20 protein-coding genes are annotated in these 22,357 nt (G+C 74.2%); 3 read left to right on the top strand and 17 right to left on the bottom strand.

Features of this window, described 5'->3' with window-relative positions; translation table 11 throughout:
• Together ACWD1Z_RS19105 and ACWD1Z_RS19110 are read right to left on the bottom strand one after the other, a co-directional pair.
• A partial coding sequence (locus ACWD1Z_RS19105; protein WP_451120042.1) for an ATP-binding protein occupies window positions 1–1,037 on the bottom strand: 1,037 nt, incomplete at its 3' end.
• A 100-nt stretch (window positions 1,038–1,137) separates the two neighbouring features.
• The gene (locus ACWD1Z_RS19110) at window positions 1,138–2,019 is read right to left on the bottom strand and encodes an ATP-grasp domain-containing protein (protein ID WP_451120044.1); all 882 of its coding nucleotides are present in this window, start codon (window positions 2,017–2,019) and stop codon (window positions 1,138–1,140) included.
• A gap of 107 nt (window positions 2,020–2,126) precedes the next feature.
• Between ACWD1Z_RS19110 and ACWD1Z_RS19115 the strand changes: the two genes are divergently transcribed.
• The gene (locus ACWD1Z_RS19115) at window positions 2,127–3,173 is read left to right on the top strand and encodes a MerR family transcriptional regulator (RefSeq protein ID WP_451120045.1); all 1,047 of its coding nucleotides are present in this window, start codon (window positions 2,127–2,129) and stop codon (window positions 3,171–3,173) included.
• A 3-nt stretch (window positions 3,174–3,176) separates the two neighbouring features.
• On the opposite strand, the gene ACWD1Z_RS19120 is transcribed toward ACWD1Z_RS19115, so the two are convergent.
• The 11 genes from ACWD1Z_RS19120 to ACWD1Z_RS19170 form a co-directional block, all read right to left on the bottom strand.
• Window positions 3,177–3,998: an MEDS domain-containing protein gene (locus tag ACWD1Z_RS19120; protein WP_451120047.1), complete on the bottom strand. Its 822-nt coding sequence runs from the start codon at window positions 3,996–3,998 to the stop codon at window positions 3,177–3,179.
• An 87-nt stretch (window positions 3,999–4,085) separates the two neighbouring features.
• Entirely contained in the window at window positions 4,086–4,727 is a 642-nt protein-coding gene (locus ACWD1Z_RS19125; RefSeq protein ID WP_451120049.1) for a hypothetical protein, read from the bottom strand.
• Complete coding sequence (locus ACWD1Z_RS19130) at window positions 4,705–5,511, bottom strand: FkbM family methyltransferase (RefSeq protein WP_451120051.1); 807 nt, start codon at window positions 5,509–5,511, stop codon at window positions 4,705–4,707. Before ACWD1Z_RS19130 ends, ACWD1Z_RS19125 begins: the two co-directional genes overlap by 23 nt.
• A complete protein-coding gene (locus tag ACWD1Z_RS19135) occupies window positions 5,508–5,735 on the bottom strand; it encodes a Trm112 family protein (RefSeq protein ID WP_389416194.1) in 228 nt (75 codons plus the stop codon). The genes ACWD1Z_RS19130 and ACWD1Z_RS19135 overlap by 4 nt, the downstream gene beginning before the upstream one ends.
• On the bottom strand, window positions 5,732–6,643 hold the full coding sequence (locus tag ACWD1Z_RS19140; protein WP_451120371.1) for a hypothetical protein: 912 nt from the start codon (window positions 6,641–6,643) through the stop codon (window positions 5,732–5,734). The genes ACWD1Z_RS19135 and ACWD1Z_RS19140 overlap by 4 nt, the downstream gene beginning before the upstream one ends.
• 28 nt (window positions 6,644–6,671) lie before the next feature.
• Window positions 6,672–7,415 carry a class I SAM-dependent methyltransferase gene (locus ACWD1Z_RS19145; protein WP_451120053.1) on the bottom strand — a complete coding sequence of 248 codons (744 nt, stop codon included), beginning with the start codon at window positions 7,413–7,415 and terminating at the stop codon, window positions 6,672–6,674.
• Window positions 7,412–9,031: a condensation protein gene (locus ACWD1Z_RS19150; protein ID WP_451120055.1), complete on the bottom strand. Its 1,620-nt coding sequence runs from the start codon at window positions 9,029–9,031 to the stop codon at window positions 7,412–7,414. The genes ACWD1Z_RS19145 and ACWD1Z_RS19150 overlap by 4 nt, the downstream gene beginning before the upstream one ends.
• Window positions 9,028–13,308: an alpha-(1->3)-arabinofuranosyltransferase domain-containing protein gene (locus tag ACWD1Z_RS19155; RefSeq protein ID WP_451120057.1), complete on the bottom strand. Its 4,281-nt coding sequence runs from the start codon at window positions 13,306–13,308 to the stop codon at window positions 9,028–9,030. The genes ACWD1Z_RS19150 and ACWD1Z_RS19155 overlap by 4 nt, the downstream gene beginning before the upstream one ends.
• On the bottom strand, window positions 13,305–14,111 hold the full coding sequence (locus ACWD1Z_RS19160) for a class I SAM-dependent methyltransferase (RefSeq protein ID WP_451120059.1): 807 nt from the start codon (window positions 14,109–14,111) through the stop codon (window positions 13,305–13,307). Before ACWD1Z_RS19160 ends, ACWD1Z_RS19155 begins: the two co-directional genes overlap by 4 nt.
• On the bottom strand, window positions 14,108–15,259 hold the full coding sequence (locus tag ACWD1Z_RS19165; protein WP_451120061.1) for a glycosyltransferase family 4 protein: 1,152 nt from the start codon (window positions 15,257–15,259) through the stop codon (window positions 14,108–14,110). Before ACWD1Z_RS19165 ends, ACWD1Z_RS19160 begins: the two co-directional genes overlap by 4 nt.
• A gap of 225 nt (window positions 15,260–15,484) precedes the next feature.
• A complete protein-coding gene (locus tag ACWD1Z_RS19170; RefSeq protein WP_451120062.1) occupies window positions 15,485–16,459 on the bottom strand; it encodes a DUF3068 domain-containing protein in 975 nt (324 codons plus the stop codon).
• 199 nt (window positions 16,460–16,658) lie between these two features.
• Here ACWD1Z_RS19170 and ACWD1Z_RS19175 point away from each other — a divergent pair, with 199 nt between their 5' ends.
• Both ACWD1Z_RS19175 and ACWD1Z_RS19180 read left to right on the top strand, forming a co-directional pair.
• The gene (locus ACWD1Z_RS19175) at window positions 16,659–16,811 is read left to right on the top strand and encodes a hypothetical protein (protein WP_451120063.1); all 153 of its coding nucleotides are present in this window, start codon (window positions 16,659–16,661) and stop codon (window positions 16,809–16,811) included.
• Between the two features lie 3 nt (window positions 16,812–16,814).
• Window positions 16,815–18,059 carry a PucR family transcriptional regulator gene (locus ACWD1Z_RS19180; protein ID WP_451120064.1) on the top strand — a complete coding sequence of 415 codons (1,245 nt, stop codon included), beginning with the start codon at window positions 16,815–16,817 and terminating at the stop codon, window positions 18,057–18,059.
• Between the two features lie 20 nt (window positions 18,060–18,079).
• On the opposite strand, the gene ACWD1Z_RS19185 is transcribed toward ACWD1Z_RS19180, so the two are convergent.
• The 4 genes from ACWD1Z_RS19185 to ACWD1Z_RS19200 form a co-directional block, all read right to left on the bottom strand.
• A complete protein-coding gene (locus ACWD1Z_RS19185; protein WP_451120066.1) occupies window positions 18,080–19,189 on the bottom strand; it encodes an MBL fold metallo-hydrolase in 1,110 nt (369 codons plus the stop codon).
• Between the two features lie 163 nt (window positions 19,190–19,352).
• Entirely contained in the window at window positions 19,353–20,639 is a 1,287-nt protein-coding gene (locus ACWD1Z_RS19190) for a PucR family transcriptional regulator (protein ID WP_451120068.1), read from the bottom strand.
• Window positions 20,640–20,682: 43 nt separating this feature from the next.
• On the bottom strand, window positions 20,683–21,582 hold the full coding sequence (locus ACWD1Z_RS19195) for an ABC transporter permease (protein WP_451120070.1): 900 nt from the start codon (window positions 21,580–21,582) through the stop codon (window positions 20,683–20,685).
• Window positions 21,569–22,357 (bottom strand): ABC transporter ATP-binding protein, encoded by a 789-nt coding sequence (locus ACWD1Z_RS19200; RefSeq protein ID WP_451120071.1) that lies wholly within the window; start codon window positions 22,355–22,357, stop codon window positions 21,569–21,571. Before ACWD1Z_RS19200 ends, ACWD1Z_RS19195 begins: the two co-directional genes overlap by 14 nt.

Here is a 22,357-nt window from a genome sequence, read left to right on the forward strand (position 1 = left end):
GCGCCCGGTCCCGTGCCCGCGCCCGGTCCCGTGCCCGCGCCCGGTCCCGTGCCCGCGCCCGGTCCCGTGCCCGCGCCCGGTCCCGTGCCCGCGCCTGGTCCCGCGCCCTCGCCCAGTCCCTCGCCCGGTCCCTCGCCCGTGCACACGGCCTCCGCCGCGGGCAGGTCGAAGCCGCCGACGAACACCGACAGCCGTGCCCACACCAACTGCTCCTGCGGGGTGCACAGTTCATGGCTCCAGTCGACGGCCGAGCGCAGGGTGCGATGCCGGGGCGCCGCGGCGGGGTCGCCGCCGGTGAGCAACTGGTAGCGGTCGTCGAGCCGTTGGACGAGCTGGTCCACGCCCAGCGCGCGCACCCGGACCGCCGCCAGCTCGATGGCGAGCGGCAGCCCGTCGAGCCGACGGCACAGCCGGGCCACCGCCTGCTGGTTGCCCTCGTCGACCGTGAACCCGGGCAGCACGGCCGCCGCCCGGTCCGCGAACAGCCGCAGCGCGGGGAAGTGCTCGGCGGCCGAGGCACCGAGCTGCGCCGGCTCGGGTGTGGGCAGCGGCGGCACCTCGTAGAGCCGCTCACCGGCGAGCCCGAGCCGGTGCCGGCTGGTGGCCAGGATGCGCACACCCTCGGTGGCGGCCAGCAGGGTCCGCGCGACGCGGGCGCAACCGCGCGGCAGATGCTCGCAGTTGTCCAGGACCAGCAGCAGACCGCGGCCCCGCAGATGTTCCGCCAGGACGTCCAGCGGCGGCCGCCCGGATTCGTTGCGCACCCCCAGCGCGTCGGCCACGGCATGCGGCACGAACGCCTCGTCGGTCAGCGCGGCCAGGGGCACCAGCCACACCCCGTCGGGGAAGGCGCGCGCGGTCCGCTCCGCCACGTGCGAGGCCAGCCGGGTCTTGCCGACCCCGCCGGGCCCGGTCAGCGTCACCAGCCGGCCCTCGGCCAGCAGCCGTCTGACGTCCGCCGACTCGTCCCGTCGCCCCACGAAGCTGGTCAGCTCCGCGGGGAAGCCGGAGGTGCGCCGCGAAAGGGATCCGCCCACGAGCCGGTCACGCCCTCTGCTGTGGTCACGCACGCGTGCTCTTCCCCGCAGCGTAGGCAGAAGGTCCGCACGGCACGGCGGGTTCGCGGATTTCCCGCCGCTACGGGTGACCGGCCCGGGCCGCCGCCAGCACCGCCGCCACCACCCGCTCGGTCGACCCGGGATGCAGGAACAGGAACAGGTTCGGCTCGACCAGTTCCAGCTCCATCACCCGCGGCTGCCCGTCCTCCCCGTCGACGAGGTCCACGCGCGCGTACAGCAGCCCCCGCGCGTCCGGTACGGCGGCCAGGGCGCGCTCGGCGACGGCGAGTTCGGCCGCGCCCGGCGTCCACGGCTCCAGCCCCGGGTGCGCCACCTTCTTCGCGTCGAAGGCCGTCCCCGGCGCCAGCACGGCCTGCTTGCGGCTGGCGTGCAGCAACCGCCCGCCGAAGAACTGCAGCGCCCGCTCACCCCGGCTGTCGATGCTGCGCACATAGGGCTGCACCATCGCGGTGAACCCCTCCTCGTGCATCCGCGCGAGATGCCGTACGGCCGTGGCGTGCTGGTCGGGCGTGTAGCGGGCGGCATAGCGGGCGCCGGCCCCGGAGGTGGGCTTGACCACGTACTCGTGGTCGTCGGGGAGGTCCGGCGCGGCGCCCGGCGCGAGATACCGCGTGGGCACCACGGGCACGCCCGCCTCGGCGAGGTCCCCGAGGTACCGCTTGTCGACGTTCCACCGCACGACGGCCGGCGGGTTCGCCAGCCGCGTCACCTTGCCGCACCGCTCGACCCACGCCAGGAACTCGGCGGTGCGCCAGCTGTAGTCCCAGGTCGACCGGATCAGCACGAGGTCGTACGCCCCCCAGTCGACGCCCTCGTCGTCCCAGTACGCGATGTCCGCCGCGGCCCCGGCGGCGGCCAGCGCCTCGCGCAGCACCGGCAGGTCACGGTCGTGGCTCGGCTCGGGCCGGGGGTCGTAGGTGACCAGGGCTATTCGGGACACGGCGGGCTCCAGACTCGTACGGCAGGACGCCCGCAGGCTAACCACAGCGCCCGCGACCGGGACAACCGGATTGACCTTCCCCCTCGGTGAAGCCCCAGCATCGACCCATGGAGGAGATGCTGACGATCGGGGCCTTCGCGCGGGCCTGCCGGCTGTCGCCCAAGGCGCTGCGCCTGTACGACGGGCTCGGCCTGCTGCGCCCCGCGCGCGTGGACCCGGAGACGGGCTACCGCCGCTACGCCCCCGCCCAGCTCGAACGGGCCCGCCTGGTGGCCTGGCTGCGCCGCATCGGCATGCCGCTGGCCCGCATCCGGGAGGTCTGCGCGCTGGACCCGCGGGAGGCGGCGGCGGAGATCCGGGCGTACTGGGCGGGCGTGGAGGCGGAGACGGCCGTACGACGGGACCTGGCCGCGTTCCTGATCGACCAGCTGACGACGACGTCGAGGAAGGACACCACCATGCTGGAACTGCGTCACTCGGCCCACTCGGACCGCGGCCTGGTCCGCCCGGCCAACCAGGACACGGCGTACGCGGGCACCCGGCTGCTCGCGGTGGCCGACGGCTACGGCCCCGAGGGCGGCCCGGCGAGCGACGCGGCGGTGGCCGCGCTGCGCCGACTGGAGGCGGCGGACCTGCCCGCCGGGAACGTGCTGAACCTCCTGGAGGAGGCGCTCCGGGACGCCGCGCACGGGATGACGGAGGACGCCGGCACGACGCTGACGGCGCTGCTGTGGACGGGCTCCCGGCTGGCCCTGGTGCACATCGGCGACTCGCGCGCCTATCTGCTGCGCGGCGGGGGCCTGTTCCGCATCACCCACGACCACACGGTGGTCCAGTCCCTGATCGACGAGGGCCGGCTGACCCCGGAGGAGGCGGCGGCCCATCCGCAGCGCGCCCTGCTGCTGAAGGCCCTGTCCGCGACGGCGACGGAGCCCGCGGACCTCCGCCTCCAGGACGCCGCGGCCGGCGACCGCTACCTGCTCTGCTCGGACGGTCTGTCCACGGTGGTCCCCGACGCCCGGATCCGCGACGTCCTGACCACGGCCCCCGACCCGGACACCGCGGTCCGGTCGCTGATCGCCGCGGCGCACGAGGCGGGCGGCCCGGACAACGTCAGCTGTGTCGTCGCGGACGTGGTGGAGACGGCGGTCTGAGCCTCACCGGGCCGCCTCCTCCAGTACCAGCTGCGGAGCCCGGTCCGCTCCGAGCTGCCGCAGCAGCAGCGCGAGCAGCTCTCCGCAGCGGACGGTGACCTCGCTGCCGGGCGGCAGGGACCCGGCGAGGCCGATCAGCTGCCAGGCGCAGTGCGCCTCCATGAAGCACAGGTCGCGCAGGTCGAGGGCGATGCGGGCAGGTCCGGTAGGGGGCTTGCGGGACACCGCCTCCCGCAGGATCTCCACGTAGTCCGTGCGGGTGCCGGGGCTCTCCGTCACGCGCAGGGGGTGGGTGCGGGCCATGCCGTCCAGCAGGGTCTCGCCGAAGCGGCGGCGGTCGTACCAGCAGATCGCCGTGAACAGCGGGTCCGCGAAGAGGGGGGCCACCGACGCCTCGTAGTCCAGCAGGCTGCCGCTGTCGACGCCCGCCTGCGCGGCCCAGCCCATGTCCGCCGCCACCCGCAGCCCGGCCCACCCCTCCGCGTGGGCGTGTTCGACCTCGGTCCGGTACGCCTCGATCGTGCGCTCCTGGTGGAAGCCGCCGTCCGGGAGGTACATCTGCGGGGCGCGCTTCAGGGACAGCTGGCCGCGGGACCGGGCGGCCTCGGCGGCCCCGGTGCCGTCCTGGTCGAGCAGGGCGACCACCTCGTCGTCCTGGAGGTCGCCGGGGTCCAGCACCAGCAGGACCTTCTCGCGGCGGGCGAGGCTGGTGCGGGTGTAGGCGGTGAACACCGCCCACGCCGACTCGCCGTCCTCCGTCTCCAGGCAGGCGTGGTCGCCCAGTCGCAGCCGCTCGACGGGGACGGTCCGCTCGGGAAGCTCCATGACCGCGACCCTAGGCACCGGGGGATCACGGCCCCCCGGATGATCACCGATGACCGGTTCCGGCGCCGCATTGTGGGAGAAGGGGCGTCAGATCCGATCGGTTGGGTCCGACTCCGTACTGGGAACGACCGCCGGATCCACCGCCAGCCGCTGCAGCAGCCCCCATGTGAACTCGGCCACGCACGCGTGCCGGGCGCCGCCGGTGTCCGGGGCGGTGAAGGCCAGGCCCCAGCGGGTGGGTGCCGAGCCCTCCAGCGGGCGGGCCGGGGCGAAGGCCCGGGCCGCCTCGTCGACCGTGCACGACCAGGGGGTCAGGTCGTCCAGGGTGCGCAGCGGAGGCGGCTCGGCGCCCGGGGCCCGGACCAGCCATTCGTTCCACACGGCGCCGGTCGGGGCCAGCAGCACCTCGAAGCGCAGGGTGGGCCAGAGCGGGACCGGCCACAGCCGGGCCTCGCACTCCAGGTCGCCCACGGTGCGCGTCACCACCGTCTCCGGCGGGCCGAGGACCGAGCGGTACCGGGAGGCGGCGGCGCGGGAGCGGGGCGAGCGGATCATCGCCTGCCACTTCTTGTTCGCCTCCCGCATCTCGCTGATCGAGACGCCCAGTTCCTGCCGGGCCTCCTCCACCAGGTCCGGGTTGTGGTCGGCCATCCGGCGCAGCAGGACGAGCTGGAACTGAAGCGGGCCGAAGGGGCCGGGCCCCGTACTAGTGGACGGCATGCGATCCATGGTCGCGCACGGAGCCGCCTGGGCGGCGGCCGTCCGGCAGGAACAGCACCGAGTTGACGTACCGCGGACCGCCCCCGGGCAGCACCCGGCGCAGCAGACCCCGGGTGACGACGTGCTCGGCCTGCTCCTGGTGGGCCTGGAGCGGGAAGCCGGCCAGCGGGACCCAGCTGTCGCCGGGCAGCACCCAGCCGGCGTAGCGCAGCAGGGACAGGTAGGTGACCACCGGGGCGATCGGCTGGATCCGGCACTCCAGTTCCACGAACAGGGCCGGGCGGTCGCGGGCCAGGATGCCGGTCGCGCCGCGCAGCACCGCCAGTTCGTTGCCGTCCACGTCGATCTTGATGAACCCGACGTCCCGCAGCCCGAGTTCGTCGAGGGTGACGCAGCGGACGTCCAGGGCGCGGCCGTGGATGTCCCGGCGGACCAGGGAGGAGACCCCGCGGTCGCCCGCGTCGCCGGACGGCAGCCAGAGCCGGGCGGTGCCGGGGCGGTCGGAGGCGGCGGCCTGGACCACCCGGACGTTCGGCGGGGCGCCGGCGGCGAGGAGCCGGGCCAGCCGGGGGACCGGCTCGACGGTCACCACCTGGCGGGCCCGCCGCGACAGCCGCCGCGTCCAGGGGCCGTACCAGCCGCCGACGTCCACCGCCGTACCGCAGGACGGCGGGCACATCTCGGCGAGCCGGGCCAGCTCGGGTTCGAAGCGGGGGTACACCGCACGAGCGGTCGCGGCGACCAACCGGACCGGAAGGAAGGGGGCCACACGGGCCGCCAGGGTCGTGGTCATGGCCGCATCCGTTTGAGGAGCGCCTCGTGCTCGTCGTCGCCGACCTGCTCCCCGGAGGACGGCAGCAGTTGCGGGATGCCGTCGATCACCGGGTAGCGGCGGCGCAGTCTCGGGTTGTACAGCGCCTCGCCCGGATCGGCGGGACCGTCCGGCGGGAGCAGATGCAGTGGGCCCTTGTCGAGCGGACAGGCCAGGATCTGCAGCAACGGGTCGTCCGGTTTCATGGTGGGGTCAACTCCTTGGCGCCCATGGGGGGTTCGGTGCGCGCCGGCCGGTCGTGCCGGGGCATGGACAGCAGTACGGCGATGGCCAGCGCGATGCCCGCGAGGCGCAGCGCGAGCCGCAGCGGGTCCTCGGGCAGCGCCTCGCCGAACGAGAGCGTGCCGAGCACCGCCGTGTACAGGCAGGTCACGGTCGTGCACACCGGCACGATCAGCGAGGCCCGGCAGCGCTGGAGCGCGGCCTGCGACATCACCAGGCCGAACGCGCCGGTGAACAGCAGCAGATACGGGTACGGCGACCGCAGCAGACCGACGAGCGCGCCGCCGATCCCGTCGTCCGTCAGACGGCTGGACACCCCCTTGATGGCCAGCGAGCTGACCCCGTACAGCAGGCCCACCGCCACGCCGTACTCCACGCCGGTGGTCGGCAGCCGGTGCCGGTGCCGGGCGCGCCGCTCGGCGGAGCTGTACAGCCACACCCCGCCGGCCAGCGAGGGCACGCACACCAGCAGGATCAGCGGGTACGGCGCGTCCTGGCTGACCGTCTCCGAGCCTTCGCGCAGCGACAGCACGACCATCAGCAGCGCGGCGAGGATCGCGGCGAGGGCGTACCGCTCCCGGCCGCTGGTCTCCTCGCCGAGCAGCCGGGCGGAGAGCAGCACGAGCAGGACCAGGCCGGAGACGAACAGGCCCTGGGCGGCGGCGATCGGCAGCGTGCGGTAGACGGCGAGCTGGGCGGCGAATCCGGCGGCGAGCGCGAGGGAGCCGCCGATCCACAGCGGGCTGCCCAGCACCAGCCGCAGCAGCCGGGCGGGTTGCCGGACCGTCACCTCGGGGAGGGCGGCCAGGGCCCGCTTCTCCAGGACGAATCCGGTGCTGTACAGGACGTTCGCCAACAGGGCCGCGGCCACTCCCCACCACATGGTCCCCGTCCCCTTCCTAGGTCTTGCGCGCGGGTGTCTTCTGGGCGTGCAGCAGGAGGATCGAGGCGAGCGGGGGTCTGGAGCAGGCCAGCCGGTCGAGCGGGCGCAGGGGGCGCGGTACGCCGTGGAAGGGGGCGCCCGCCAGGCGGACGACCTCGAAGCCGGAGGCGGCGATGAACTCCTTCAGGGCGCGGGCGGTGTACAGGCGCAGATGGCCCACCACCTCCTTGCCCGGGCGGCCGTGGATCGCGCGCAGGCTGACCTCGGAGAAGACGGGCTGGACGCCGGCGAGGACCAGGGCGCGGTTGTACCAGGCGGCCAGGTTCGGGGTGGACAGCATCAGATGGCCGCCGGGGCGCAGGACGCGGCGGATCTCGTCGAGCGCGGCGTCCGGGTCCACCAGGTGCTCGATCACCTCGCTGAACAGGACCGCGTCGGCGGACTCGGACCGGAACGGCAGTCCGCCGCCGGTGAGTTCGCCGCGGACCGGGTCGCAGGCGAGGCGGGTACGGGCCCGGCGCAGGGCGTCCTGGGACCAGTCGACGCCGATGATGCGGTGGCCGGGCAGGAGGGGGGCGGCCACGGCGGCCGCGGTGCCGTCGCCGCAGCCGATGTCCAGGACGGTGGCGGGGGGCGTGGTGCCGAGGGCCGCGGCGAGCATGCGGGCCTGGCGCAGACTGCGCGGGGTGCCGGAGGAGACGGGGACGGCGGGGTTCTCGTAGAAGTCCCGCAGGTCCTTGGGGGGTGCGGTGGTGGTCACTCGGTCACCTCCGTGGTGTGCAGGTAGTGCTCGAACAGGTCCCGCAGATGGGCGCCGTCGCCGGGGCCGAGCAGCGCGCGGGACCAGCGCAGGGCCAGGTGCAGCCGGCCCGCCGTGGACGCGGTGGTGACGGTGAGGCCGCGGGGCATTCTGGCGGGGGCCGAGAACCAGACCGCGTCGGCGCGGCCGGCGTCCTCGCCGAAGTCGAGCGGGTACGGGATACGGCCGATGTTGCTGAGCAGGGTGGTCGACGTCCACGGGGCGGCGGCCCGGCGCAGGCCCCGGGTGAGGGCGGCCCGCCATGTCACGGGGGTGACCGGGGCGGTGAGCAGCGCCGCGCCCCGGCCCAGCTGGGGGCGGGACAGGGACTTCAGGGCACGGGTCCGCGTCGCGGTACGGCTGAGCAGGGCCCGCATGTCGGCGGGGCGCAACTCGTCGGGGCTGAACGGCACTTCGACGAGCCGGGTGCCGTTGCCGATGGGCATGGTCATGTCCCGGGGCCGGTCGTCCACCGGCATGGTGATGCGCAGGGGACGGGGCGGGGCGCCGTGCTCGCGGTTCCAGTGGGCGATGGTCAGCGCGGTGGTGACCATGAGCTGGTCGTTGACCGTGTAGGGCGAGCCCTTGGGCCGGTGGGGCAGCGCCAGCTCGGTGACGAGCACGCCGTTGCCGGGGGAGAGCTCGGGCCTGCCCGGCGCCACCCGCGCCGGGCGGGCCCAGTTGGAGGGCGTGTCGGTGAGGACATGGGGCGGCTCGGGAGGCCGGACGGGAGGCGCGGCGGCGGAGTTGTCCCGCCCGCCGTACAACTCCGCGGCGGTGGCCAGCACCCGCAGACAGGCGGGGCCGTCCAGGGCGGTGTGGTTGATGGTGAGGAAGAGGACGGTGTGAGGGAGGCGGGGAGCGGGGGCCGCCGCGGCGGGCGGGCCGGTGGCGGGACCGGCCGCGGCGGTGGGGGGCGTGGCCGGGTTGTCCGCGGGGCCCGGCTGTGCGGCGGGGCTGTCGGTGGCGGTGGGTTGGGCGGCGGGGCCGGTCGCGGCGGGATGTGCGGCGGGACCGGCCGCGGTGGCCGGGGTCGCGGCCGGGTTGTTCGCGTGGGCGGAGTGTGAGTCCGGGCTGCCGCCGACGGCGGGATGCGCTGCGGCGCCGGCCGGGAGCCGGGCGGAGCCAGAGGGACCGCGGCCGGCTGCCGTGACCGAGGCCGTTGCCTCGCTGCCCTCCGCCGGACCCGCCCCCTGGACCACCTCCACGCGGATCGGCGGTGACGCGGACAGGGACGGGGCCGTCGTCAGGGCCCGGGTGCGGGCGTCCCGGAGGGCGTCCGGGCCCGGCGGGAGGAAGGTGACCACCTCCACGTCCGGTTCCCCGGTCAGCTCCCACTCGTAGCGCCGCCGGTACCAGGGTCCCGGAGCCTCCCGCATCAGGATCCGCGGATGGCGCCGCAGCGCCTCGGCGAACGCCGTGCGCAGGCGGGCCGGGTCCAGGGGCCCGGGCAGGTGCACCTCGATGTGCACCGTCTCCGGCTCCTCCTCCTGGAGACAGTGCCGGGCCACCTCGTCCACCACCGGGAACGGGACGCGCTCAGGGGTCCGGTCGGCCCGGTGGTCCAGCGCCGTCATGTCGGCTCCCCCCGCCCCGTGCTGTCGGTGGGCCCCTGCGTCTTGCGGAACGGGATGCGCCGGGTCGGCGGGTCCTCCTCCGGTCCGGGGGCGTACGGCGGCGGCGGGGCGGGCGGCAGTACGGCGGTCGGACCGGGCTCGCCCGGCACCGCCGTCGCGGCACGGGCCTCCGCCGTCTCCTCCTCCCGCTCACCCACGCTCACCAGCGCCGCGAACAGCCCGATCAGGGTGAGGAGTTGCGCCGTGTGCCCGAAGGCTCCCGCGCCTTCCCGCACCGGCTCCCCGGCACCGACCGCCGCCACGACGCCCGCCACCGCGAGCGCCGACAGGGCGATCGGCACGAGCAGTTCATGGCGTCGGCGGGCCAGCAGCGCCAGCGCCGGCACCAGCAGCGCCCACCAGCCCGCGATCACGACCGCGACCAGCGTCAGCGCCACCGTGCCGAGCCACAGCCCCGGGGGCGGCGGCAGCGGCTGCGGGTCGTCGGGGTTCGGCTCGCGGCGGCGCCACAGCGCGAGGCCCACCAGGACCGCGAGCCCCGCCCCGGCACCGATCAGCCCGGCCTCGTACGTCACGGCGGGCTCGTACGACAGCTTCACGGTGCCGCCCTGCCCGGCCGGGATCCGCCAGCCCTGCTGCCAGCCGTCGAGGCGGACCGGCGTCAGCTCCTCGCCGTCCAGCTCGGCGCGCCAGCCGTCGTTGAAGTTCTGGTACGTCGTCAGGTAGGCCGCCGCGCCGGAGCCGACGGTCACCTCGCGGCGGTCGCCGAGCCAGTCCCGTACGCCCAGCTCCCGTCCCGCGGCGGGGGAGTCCGGGACCGTGCCCCGGGTCAGCGTCACCGCGGTCACGGTGAGGGGGCCCGCGTCACCGGCCTCGACCCGGTGCGATCCGGAGGCGAGTTCGAGGCCCGACTCCGGGCACACGGTCACGTCCACGGGACGGCGTTCCACCAGGTCCCGCACGGTGCCCCGCACGCTCGTCTCGTACAGCTCGCCGTCCACCGCCAGCACCGGGCCCTCGCCGCAGGGCAGGGAGAAGGTCCGGCTGCCTTCCGGCTTCGGGGTGCGGTAGCGGTCGAGCGCCGGGACGTACGCCTCGGTGAGACCCACCGGGAGCTGCACGTCCTCGTCGGCGAACGGGTTGAACAGGGTCAGCGGGGCCGTCTCCGTGATGGTGATGTCGAGCCGGTCCGTGGTGATCGGCGGGAAGCGGACGTTGCCGTTCTCGTCGACGCCCGCGACGACCGCGCCGTCCGGGGAGCTGATGTGCACCTCGGCGGGGCGGCTGGACAGGCCGCCCGCCGGTGGCAGCACGATCTCGCCCACCGGCTGCTTGCCCTCCCAGGCCAGATGGATGGTGGGCCGGTCGCCCGCGATCCAGGCCGTGGTCAGATCGCCGTCGGTCAGATTGCGGGCCGACAGCCCCGCGCCCAGCCGGGCCGTGGAGTCGGCCGTCGCCACGATCCGGTCCCGCTGCTCGGGCGCCACCTCGTACAGCAGCCGGTCCAGCGCCTCACCCGGCACCGCCACCGCGCTCGCGTCGATCTCGTACGTCCCCGCCGTCGCCGTGGAGAAGCGCCGGTGCAGCCCCGCCTCGGTGCCCGTCGCGGACAGGCCCGTGGGGTCGGCCGGGCGGGACAGGGAGATGATCTCGGCGCCGGCGGAGGAGTTCCCGGCGTCGGTGGGCAGCCGGAGCAGCCGGGTCACCTGGACGTCCGGCAGGGTGACCTCGGAGAAGCCCGCGCCGCTCAGGCCGGTGCTGCGCTCCACGGAGTCGACGATCGTCAGCTTCATCCAGTCCGTCGCCCCGGCCGGCGCCTTGATGCTCTGCCGCCTGCCGCTGGGCTCCAGATAGCTGGTCCTGGTGCCCTTCTCGGTCTCCACCCGCACCCGCGTCGGCGCCGACCGCACGCCCTCCTGCGGCAGCGGGGTCACCTTGAAGGCGGCCGGCATCTCGTACTCCTCGGTGAACCCGATCCGCAGCCACTGCCCGTCCGGCGAGCCGTGGGCCCCGTCGGCCCACGCGGTGTCCGGGTTGCCGTCGAAGGCGTTCACCGGGTCGTACTGCGGCAGGTGGAACAGCCAGCTGCCGTACGAGGAGGCCGACACCGAGCGGGCGCCGCGCAGTTCGGCGACCGTCTGATGGTCCAGGCCCTCGGCGGGCAGGATCTGGTGCGGTTTCTCGCCCGCGTCCTGCGTCGCGTCCGGCGCGTTGCGTTCGTCGCGGGTGTACGTGTACGACGTGTTGGCGTTGACCAGGCCGAACCGGGTGTCCGCGCGCCGCAGTCCGTCGCCGATCACCTGCACCGGCGGGGTGCCGAGCCCGGGGTGGTGGTCCCCGGTCAGCACGCTCGCCCGGCCGCGCAGCTGCCCGGCGACCGGCAGCAGCGACTCCGGGCCGCCGGAGACCACGGCGGTGTCCGCGACCGGACTCAAGCCCGCCTGCCGGGCCCGGGGCACGTCCTGGGGCGGCTGGTAGATCTCCACCGCCCGCTGCCTCGGGTACAGGCCCTCCACCTGGAGGGGGGTGTCGGGGGCGATCACCCCGCCGGTCATGACGGGCCCGTAGCCCTTCACCCGCTCGTAGCCGGACTGTTCGAGGGTGCGCTTGACGATCGTCGTCGGCAGGTTGCCGACCTGGTCGGGGTCGAGGTCGTTGCGGACGATGACGTAGTGGATGCCCGCCCGGCTCAAGTAGTCGGCCAGGCCCGGGACTTCCGCTCCGCTGGTCAGCGCCTGCTGTACGGCGTCCATGGCGCGCCGGTTGCCGGGGGTGCCGAAGGGCACGTAGTCGCGCTGCGCCCAGCGGGATTCGGCGAGCACGTCGAGCGGCTGGTCGATGGGGGAGCCCCAGGTGTAGATGCCGTGCGCGGTCGCCGGGACGACCAGGACCCGGGCGTCCGGGGAGTACTTCTCCATCCAGTCGGCCGTGGCCGACCAGTAGTCGGGGATCTCCTTGAACGAACCCGGTTGCAGGATCGAGCCGTTGAGATACGGCCACATCAGGCCCGGAAGCACGAGGACGGCCGCGATCAGCGGGGCGAACCGCCGGCCCGGCAGCGGGCGGGTGCCGGGCGCCTCGGCCGCCGCCGCGACCAGGTGGGCCAGGCCGAGGACGAGCGCGAGGGCGAGGCCGGTCTGGAACTTGTAGATGTTGCGGAAGGGGACGAGGCCGCCGTCCAGCCAGTCCTGCACCACCCCGTGGAAGGGGGCGCCGAACGCGCCGCCGTACCCGGCGAGCAGGATCAGCGCCGTCGTGAGCACGGTCAGCACCAGCCAGCGCCGCTCGGGCAGGTCCCGTCTCGCCAGGCCCGCCAGGCCCAGGCCGGCCGCCAGCGCCGAGCAGACGATCACCAGCACCGAGGAGGCGACCGCCCAGCCGGCCGGCAGCCAGGCGTCCCCGAAGTGCAGGTAGGCCACCCAGTTCCCGGCGCCGCGCAGCGCCTCGGTGGCCGCCATGGTCTCGGTGGTGGTGTGCGAACTCTCCACGTAGGGGAGGAAGTTCTCGCCGTAGACGCCGAGCAGCAGCAGCGGGATCCACCACCAGGCGGTGGCCAGGATCACCCCGGGCACCCACCAGGCGATCAGCTTGCGCTGCCGCGGTCCGGGCGGGCGGGTCAGCAGATACAGGCCGACCGGGAGCAGCGAGGCGAGGGTCGAGGCCGCGTTGACGCCGCCCATGAACGGGATGAGCAGCGCCGAGCGCAGGGCGGCGACCCGGGCGCTGTGCCGCTCGTCGACCAGCGGCAGCAGCACCCACGGCAGGAAGGCGCCGGGCAGCGCGGCCGCCGAGGTGGAGCCGACGACGATGGTGAACACCGGCCACAGCGCGTAGGTCACGGCGGCGAGCAGCCGGGAGCCGCCGCTGCCGATCCGCAGCCGCTCGGCCAGGCGCAGGGCGCCCCAGAAGGCGACGGACACGATCAGCGACAGCCACAGCCGTTCCGCCAGCCACACCGGCAGCTGGACGAGATCGGCCAGCCAGTAGAACGGCAGCATCGGCCAGAGGTAGCCGGAGTACTGGTTGGAGATGCCGCCGAAGCTGCCCTGGTCCTGCCAGAGCTGCCCCAGGTCGGACAGGAACCGGCCGGGGTCGACGGTCACTCCGAGCTTGGTGTCGAAGGTCTGCCGGCCCGGCTGCACCGCGAGGAGGAGCACGAACACCACGGCCCAGAACCCCAGCAGCCAGCGCCGCGACCGCGGACCCTCCGGGGGGCCCGCCATGATCGCGGTGGTGGGGACGGCTGCCGGGGGAGGAGCCTGGACCGTGCTCGTCATGGGTGACACCGCCGGAGGATGAGGAGGAGGTTCCAGGTGGCTATCTCACGGATGCCGGGCGCCTTGACGACGGTCTCCGCGAGAAAGGGCCAGTAGCGGGAGCGCGCCGAGACGACCGTGACGTCGTCGCGGGCGCGGACCTGCCGCAGGGTGGGCCCGATGTGCACGGCGAAGAGGTTCTCGCCGAGGGTGTGCTTGGCGGGCCTGCCGGTACGGCGCCGGTAGCGGGCGCGGGCCCGCTCGGCACCCAGGTAGTGCCAGGGGGCCCATTCGTGCCCGCCCCACGGCGACAGCCAGTTGGTGAACGACACGTAGATCAGCCCGCCGGGCCGGGTCACCCGGATCAGCTCGCTGAGGAAGGTGCCGGGGTCGGCCACGTGCTCCAGCACATTGGAGGAGAAGGTGACATCGGCGACCCGGTCGTACAGGGGGAGCAGATAGCCGTCGGCGACGACGCTTCCCTCGGGCGGTTTCTCGCCCAGCTCGTTCAGGTCCGGCTCGAAGAGGTAGGCGTGCGCGCCGCGCCGCCGGAACTCCTCGGTGAAGTACCCGCTGCCGCCGCCGACGTCGACGACGATCCGCCCGGCGACGGATCCGTCGTAGGCCTCGACCTGGTCGACGGCGTCCCGGGCGAGCAGGGAGTAGCAGGCCCCGGGGTCCTGCTGTTCCCGGAGGAAGGCCCGGAACAGCGTCAGCGATCTGCGGAACGAGGGGTCCTTGGCATAGGGGCGCGGGGCTGTGTCCGAGGTGCGGCCACCGCCGCGTGGGCGCGACCGGCCCGCACCGGCCTGTGGCCGTGTCACGATGCCCAACCCCGCACCGCCTCCGCGGCGACCGCCCGGAACTGCCGGACGGTCCGGTCCCACCGGTACCCGGCGGCATGGTCCCGCGCCGCCTTGCCCATCAGTTCCCGCCGGTGTCCGGACAGCGCCAGGGTGCACCAGGCGGCGGCGAACGAGGACTCGCCGGAGGCGAGCAGGCCGGTCTCCCCGTCGATCACGGAGTCCCGCAGTCCGGGTACGTCGAAGGCGATGGTGGGAGTCTCCCGGGCGGCCGCCTCGGTCACCACCAGGCCCCACCCCTCCACGGCGGAGGGGTGCAGCAGCAGCCAGGCCGCGCACAGCAGCCGGTGCTTCTCGGCCTCGGTGACATGGCCGGTGAACTCGACGCCGGGACCGGCGAGCTGTTCCAGCCGCTGCCGCTCGGGGCCGTCCCCGACGATGACCAGCCGGCCGCCGGTGACCGGCCGCACCCGCTCCCACAACCGCAGGAGCAGATCGATCCGCTTGTACTCGACGAGCCGCCCCACGGCCACGAACAGCGGCTCGGGGGAGCGGTCGGCGCGCGGACCCGGTTCCTCCACACCGTTGTGGACGACCCGTATCCGTTCTCGCTCGACGCCTATCGCGCGCAGCGCGTGGGCCGTGGACGGGGAGACCGCGACCAGCAGGCCGCGCTGCTGCGCGCCGGTCAGTGCCCAGTGCTCCAGCTTTCGCCCGATGCGGGCGGCCGGGGCCAGGGGCCCGCCGAACCGCATCCGCCACAGGTCGGTGTGGACGTGGTTGACCAGGCAGAGCGTGGGGCCGCGGTGCCACAGGGGTGCCAGGTAGGGCACTCCGTTGCAGACCTCGACCAGCAGGTCGGTCTCGCCGACCTGGCGGGTGAAGGCGGAGCGGGCGCGCAGGTAGTGGCCGTAGGTGCCGCCCGCGGAGACGACCCGGTAGTCGCGGTGGGCCGCGGGGCCGCCGCAGAGCAGGGTGACCTGGTGGCCGAGGCGGGTCAGACCGTCGGCGAGGCGGTCCACGAGAAGTTCGGAGCCTCCGGCGGACCGGTTGCCGAGGTCTCGATGGGCGAGGAAAACGATTCGGCGCGGCTGTGGGGGGAGCGCCGGAGGGTGCTGCGGCACCGTGGGGAACGCGGCGCGCAGCGGGGACGGCACGTGCTGGGGCATCGGTGCTCCAACATGTCTCGGGGTGCGGAACTCAGCGTGGGGGAAGAGTGCGCCGAATGAATACGGCTGGGGCGAGCTGGATGGTGCTGTGGGGGAACCGGGAGCTTCCTGGGTGACGGCTGTGGACGGGTTGTGCTCGGGTGGGTTGGACAGTTTTCGCTTCACCGTTCGCCACGGCTACTCACCGAAGTGACAATTTCGGGCTTTATTAGAACTGACGTTAAGTCACATCGTGAGCGGAGGCTGGGGCAACCCGGATGAACCGGGATCACGCCTCCCTCGTACCACCAAAACGCCCCCGGCCGCGGCGAGGACGAATCCCACCACACCCGCCCCGATCGGCAACGTCCGCCCCACCAGGCGCAGTCGGCCGCTGTCGTCCTCCGCCTGCGACACCGCCTCCTTCTGCGTCTCGGTGGTGAACGCGATCTTCCTGCTGTCGAGCAGGACCGCCGCGTCCTTCTCGCCGCCCGGCGCGCGCAGGGTGCGGCGCGGACCCGTCCGGGCATACAGCACCCGGCCCGTGGCCTGGTCGACCACCAGCTCGACGCCGTGGTTGGCGTACCACTCCTCGGCCAGCACCTGGGGGGTGTCCAGGTCGACGAGCCGTCCGGGCACCAGCCGCGTCCCGGTCTTGGTGGCCGGCACCGAACCGGTGAACCGGTAACCGGTGTACCCCTGAACCTTCTTGGTACCCCGGTAACTCATCGTGATCGTCTCACCGAGGGTGTTGTCCCACCACCGGTAGTCCCGCTTCTGCACGTCGAAGGGGAACTTCAGATAGGCCTCGCCCTCGATGTACGGCTTCTCCTCGCAGCAGTGCACCGGCCTGGTGGTCTTCCGGTCCATCACCCAGCGGTGCGGTACGTAGTCCAGCGCGTCGTGCGGGTCCTCCGCGGGCAGCGACTTGTCGGTGTCCACCGTCGTGATCACATCCCAGACGGCGTTCCCGCTCTGCTCACTCTCCGCGACATTTCCCCGCACCCGCTGGGTGACGGTGATGGTCCGGTCCGGCACGGTCTCGATCTTCTCGGTGTCGAAGACGCTGCCGGTGCCCTTGTAGACGGCGGTGGTGTCGATGTCGATGGGATTCACGGCAGCCCGTGGCTCGACGTACCAGGCGAGCATGGGTGCCAGGACCAGCAGAAACGTGCCGAGACCCAGCAGGATCAGCGACAGGGGTGAGGCGGTTCGGCGCATCCGGGCACTCCAGGGAGGTGTGGTGGCGGAGTTCGGGCCGCTCTATGGGCCGGGAACCGTAGGCGCCCCTTGACGGAGTGTCAATGTCGTGTCGACACTGGGGCGGACAGTCAGGGACGGGAAGCCCGGGTGGGGCGAACCGACAGCGGCCGCCACGAGCCGCTGACCGATGCGGCCGTACAGAGAGGCTGACCCCGCGATGTCCAGACTGCTCGCCGCCGCGCTGACCGTAGCGCTCGCCGCCGCCCTGGCGGTGGGAGCCGCGCTCGGCGTGGTCGCCCTGCTGGAGGCCACCCCCGACCAGCCGAACAACCCGCTGATCACGTACGAGCATGCCGGCCAGGGGAGTTGACCCGTGCCGCCCGCCGCCCGCACCGACGCCGCCTCGACCCGCTCGGCCTGGCACGACGTCCCCCGCCTGAAGGTGCGCCGCTTCGCGGCCATCGCCATGGCGGAGGCACCGGAGCTGGCCGAGCAGATCATGCACGAGATCCGCCGCGAGTACCCCCATCTCCCGGTCGTCCTCGACGAGTCGGGCGAGCCGATGGCCCTGATCGGCATCCGCCGGGCGATCGAGGTCTTCGTCCAGCACCTGGAGACCGCGGAGGGCCGCCCCAGGGTCCCGCCCGGTGTCTTCCAGGAGTTCGGCAGGGGCGAGGGCCTCAACGGCCGCAGCCTGGACTCCCTCCAGGCGATCTACCGCATGGGGGTACGGCTGGCCTGGCGCCGCTTCGCCGACATCGGCCAGCGCGTGGAGATCCCGCCACCGGCGATGTACGAACTGGTCGACGCGGGCTACGAGTACCTCGACGGCCTGGTGGACCAGTCGGTGCGCGGCTACGCCGAAGCCGCGGCGCGCCAGGCCGGGGAACGGCTGCGCCTGCAACGCCGCCTGATGGAACTGCTGCTGGTCGAACACCACCGGGGCGACCCGGCCGAGGCCCTGACCGAACGGGCCGCACGGATCGGCTGGCCGCTGCCCCAGAAGGTCGCGGTGGGCGTCCTGCTGCGCCCGGCGCGGGAGGCGGTGGCCCCGGCGGTGGGCCAGGGTGTGCTGCTGGACATGGAGTACGAACAGCCCCGGATGGTCGTCCCCGAACCGGACGCCGCGGGCCGCTCGGAGCTGCTGCACCGGGCGCTGACCGGCTGGTCGGGCGCGATCGGCCCACCGGTGCCGCTGCCGGACGCGGCGAAGTCGCTGCGCTGGGCGGAGGCGGCGGTGGCGCTGATGGAACGCGGCCTGTTGCCGGCGGGCGAGGTGCTGTACTGCACCGAGCACACCGAGGCGCTGGTCCTGCTCCAGCCGGAGGAGCTGATCGACGACCTGGCCCTGCGCTGCCTCGCGCCGCTGACCCACTGCGGCCCCAGCCACGGCCGCCGCCTCGCCGAGACCCTGCTGGCCTGGCTGGAGACGAGGGGCGGCGCCCCCGAGGTGGCGGCCCGCCTCGGCGTCCACCCCCAGACGGTCCGCTACCGGCTGCGCCAGATCCGCGAACTGTGGGGCGACGAGATAGACGACCCCGACCGCCGCTTCGAGCTGGAACTGGTGCTGCGGGCGCAGCGGTTGCGGGGCCGTCTCGGCGAGTTCCGGCGCGGCTGACGCCGGCGGCGGCCCGCCCGTCACGTCCGCCGGGACCCCACGGGCAGCCGGGCGAGGTCGGTGCCCACGATCACGCGGCCCGAGTAGCCCTTGCTCGCCTTGGTGTGCCAGGTCGCGTCGGAGACGACGTTCGTGGCGCCCGGGACCAGGTGGCTCAGCACCAGCGTGTCCACGCCGGCGCGTTCGGCGATCGGCCCCACCCGTGTCGCGTCCGTGTGGCTGATCTCCATGTGCCGCAGCTGCGCCGGTCTCAGCCCGCCCAGGGCCAGTGTGTCCAGGTCCATCACCTCGTGCACCAGCACGTCCGCGCCCCGGGCCAGCCGCGCCACGTTCGCGCACGGCGCGGTGTCCCCGCTGAACACCACGGAGCCGTCGGCGGTGTCGAAGCGGTAGGCGAAGGAGGGGAACACCGGCGGATGGTCGACGAGCACCGCGGTCACCCGGACCCGGTCGTCCCGCATCACCTCGAACGGCTCCATCGCGGGCGCCATCAGCTTGCGCGGCCCCGCGCCCCTCGGCAGCGGGAAGCGCACGTCGTGCGGCCGGATCAGGGTGCGGATGTCGGGCCAGCCCTCGCTGCGCATCCGTACGTTGATGTCGTAGGCGGTGGCCGCGATGTGCCCGGCGATCAGGTCCTCGATGCCGGGCGCGGGCTCCGACGGGCAGACGGTCCCCACCGGCCGGCCCTTCGGCCAGACGGCGGGCAGGTTCCCCGCGGAACCCGGCCCGTAGACGTCCACCGCGCCCTCCAGCGGCTGGAACCCGCCGAAGCGCAGCCACAACAGGGCGTACAGGTCGGACAGATGGTCGGAGTGCAGGTGCGTGACGAAGACCGCCGCGAGCTGCCCGGCCGTCAGCCAGGACTGCGCGTACCGGCCGAACGTGCCGGGGCCGCAGTCGACGAGGTAGGCCCGGCCGTCGACGACCAGCGCGGACGCGATACCGGCGCGACCGTGCATGGGGACGGGGCCGCCGCTGGTGCCGAGCAGGATCAGCTCGGTGCCACGGCTCGGGCCGGGTGCGGCGTGCGCGGGGTGCGGGGTCAGGGCGGCGGCCGTGGTGAGGGTGGAGGCGGCCGCGGCGGTGCGCAGCAGGGCGCGGCGGGTCGGGGAGGCGGGAGATGAGGGCATGACGGATCCCGGGTGGAGAGGGGGTACGGCTGGGGGTACGCGGTGGGGGCGCGTGTCAGGTGCTGTTCGTCTTCCGTTGCAGTGAACGGCGGTGACGCGTTCAGGGCTTTGGGCCGACAGCCCAAACTCCGGCCGCTGTTTGGGACGGGGAGCCGGGAGCCCTCTACCCCGGCCCCAGCAGCCGGGCGACTTCCAGCGCCATCCGCAGTTCCAGCGCGTCCTGCTCCAACGGCCGCCCCAGCAGCTCCATGGCCCGCCGCACCCGGTACGTCACCGTGTTGCGCGCCACGAACAGCCGCTCGGCCGCCCCCTGCGGGCTCCGCCCCTCGGCGAGATACACCCGCAGCGTCTCCCGCAGCTCCCGCACCCGCGGATCATCGGCCCCCAACGCTCCCAGCACCCGTGCCGCGAACCACCGCGCGTGCTCCGCGTCGGCCGTGAGCAGCGCCGCCGTGCTGATGTCGGCGTAGTCGCACAGCCACCCCGTACGGCCCAGGCGCGCCACCCGCTCGGCTTCCCGGGCGCCGCGGTGGCTGCGCCGGAAGCCCTCGACGCCGTATCCCACGGGCCCCAGCGCCGCCCGCAGTGGTCTGCGCTCGGGGACCAGCGCGGGCAGCCCGGCCAGCACGCCGGGGGCCGGTGCGGCCGGCCAGCAGGCCCACGCCCACAGCTCGGTGGCGCCCGCCGACACGGCCAGCAGGCTCTCCCCGCCGACCGCACGGCACAACTCCGCTGCCAGGTACCGCAGTTCGTCGGCCGAGGTGTCCTGGGAGGCGGAGGTGAGGATGAACGCCACGTGGTGCCGGGCCAGTTCGTAGCCGAGGGTGCGCGCGGCGACGGCACCGCCGATCAGCCGTCCGGCCAGCAGGTCGTCCACCGTGCGGCGGCGGGCCGCTTCGGTGCTGCGCCGCCACCGGTCGCGTTCGGCGACGTACTCCTCGGCGAGCCGGCTGGCCTGGACGTCGGCGTAGACGAAGAGCAGCCTGCTGATCCGGTGGGTCTCCTCGGCGCGGGTCTCCACGGGCTCCTTGTCGAGCGCCTCCATCAGCCGGGCGTGCAGATAGGCGTGGCCGAGCCGGACGCCGCGAAGCACCCGGTCCAGCGGGATGTTGCGGCGGGCCAGTTCGGCGTTGCCCGCCACCGCCTCCGGTGCCACCAGCGCCTCGGTCGGCTCGGGTTCGGTGGCCAGTCCCCGCAGGGCCGTCAGTACGGTGGCCTCCACCGCCCGCTGGAACGGCGGGTACGCGCCGGGGGTGCCGTGCTCGGGCACCTGCCGCACGATGTGCGCCGCCATGTCCCGGGCCACCTCGACGGCCCAGCCGACCGGCCCCGGACCCAGGGGCTGTTCGGCCACGGCCAGCGTCTCCGGTGGACACGCCGGTTCCGGCGGCACCGCGGACGGCGCCAGACGCAGCAGCCACGAGGATCCCGAACCGGCGGTCACGCTCACCGGGCCAGTACAGCAGACGGCGCCCGGACCCGCGTCCCCCTCGTCACGGCCGCGCCCCCGCCAGCCCGCGCGACCGCAGCACCCTCCGCTCCAGCGGCGCGAACAGCAGCAGGTCCACGGCGATGCCGACCACCAGGATCTCCCCGATGGTGGCGAGCACCAGGGCCATGTCCTGGTAGGTGCGGGCGTTCTCCAGCAGCTGGCCGAGCCCGAGGCCCAACTCGGGTGAGCTGGCGATGAGTTCGGCCGCCATCAGGGACCGCCAGGAGAACGCCCAGCCCTGTTTGAGCCCGGCCAGGTAGCCGGGCAGCGCGGCGGGCAGCAGGATGTACCGGACCCGGGCGGCCCCGGTGGCGCCCAGCACCCGTCCGGCCCGCAGATACAGGGGCGGCACCTGGCCCACGCCCGCCAGCAGCCCGTTCGCGATGGAGGGTACGGCGCCCAGCAGGACGACCGCGTAGATGGTGGCGTCGGTGAGCCCGAACCACACGACCGCCGCCGGTACCCACGCCACCGACGGCAGCGACTGGAGCCCCGACAGCACGGGACCGATCCCGGTCCGCAGCGGCCGCACCGCGCCGAGCAGCAGTCCCAGCGCCGTGCCGATGACGACGGCCGCCGCGAACCCGAGGGCGCCGCGCTGCATGCTCGTCCACACCGTGGAGAACAGCGTGCCCTCGTACCACTGGTCCGACAGCACCCGCCACACGTCGGCCGGGGACGGCAGCAGGTAGTCCGGCTTGACCTCGGCTTCGTAGGCGACCTGCCAGGCGAGCAGGACGAGGACGACGGCGGCCACGGGTGGCAGCACCCGTTCCCGCAGGATCCGCCGCACGGGCGTCCGGGCGGGCCGGGCGGGTGCGCTGTCCAGCGCGTCGAGACCGGCCTCGACGGCCGCGGACTCGTTCACCTTGCGGGGAGCGACCGTCTCACCGGCGGCCATGGCGGCGGATCTCCTCCCGCAGCGCGTCGGTGACCCGGGACGTCAGGGCGGCTTCGGGAGTGCCGGTGGCGGCCCACTCGCGGGCGATCCGGCCCGGCCGGGAGGACAGCAGCACGACCCGCTGCCCGAGCCGGACCGCCTCGCGGACGTTGTGGGTGACGAAGACGACGGAGAGCTTGTTCTGCGACCAGATGCGGGTGAGCTCCTCGTGGAGCACGTCCCGGGTGATGGCGTCGAGTGCGGCGAACGGCTCGTCCATCAGCAGCACATCGCCCTCCTGGGCGAGCGCGCGGGCCAGGGCGACGCGTTGGCGCATACCGCCGGACAACTCGTGGACGCGCTTGCCGTAGGCGTCCTTCAGCCGGACCAGTTCGAGGAGCCGGCGGGCCTCGTCCGGCCGCTCGCGCCGGGGCACCCCGCGCAGCCGCAGGGCGAGTTCGACGTTCCGGCCCGCGGTCAGCCAGGGGAACAGAGCGTGGTCCTGGAACATCAGCGCGGGCCGTCGGCCGCCGGTGACCTCGATGGCGCCGGCGGACGGCCGGTCGAGTCCCGCCACCAGGTTGAGCAGGGTGGACTTGCCGCAGCCCGAGGCGCCGAGCACACAGACGAAGTCCCCCCGGCCGACGGTCAGGCTGATGTCGTCCAGGACCGTCTGGCGCCGCCCCGCGGTGTCGAACCACTTGGAGACCCCGGTGAGCCGTACGGCCGGCTCCTCCACCTCGGCCAGGGCGATCGGGCGGGCCGGTGATACGGCCCGCAGCGCTGTTTCTGACAT

Source organism: Streptomyces sp. NPDC002784 (genome assembly GCF_053592135.1).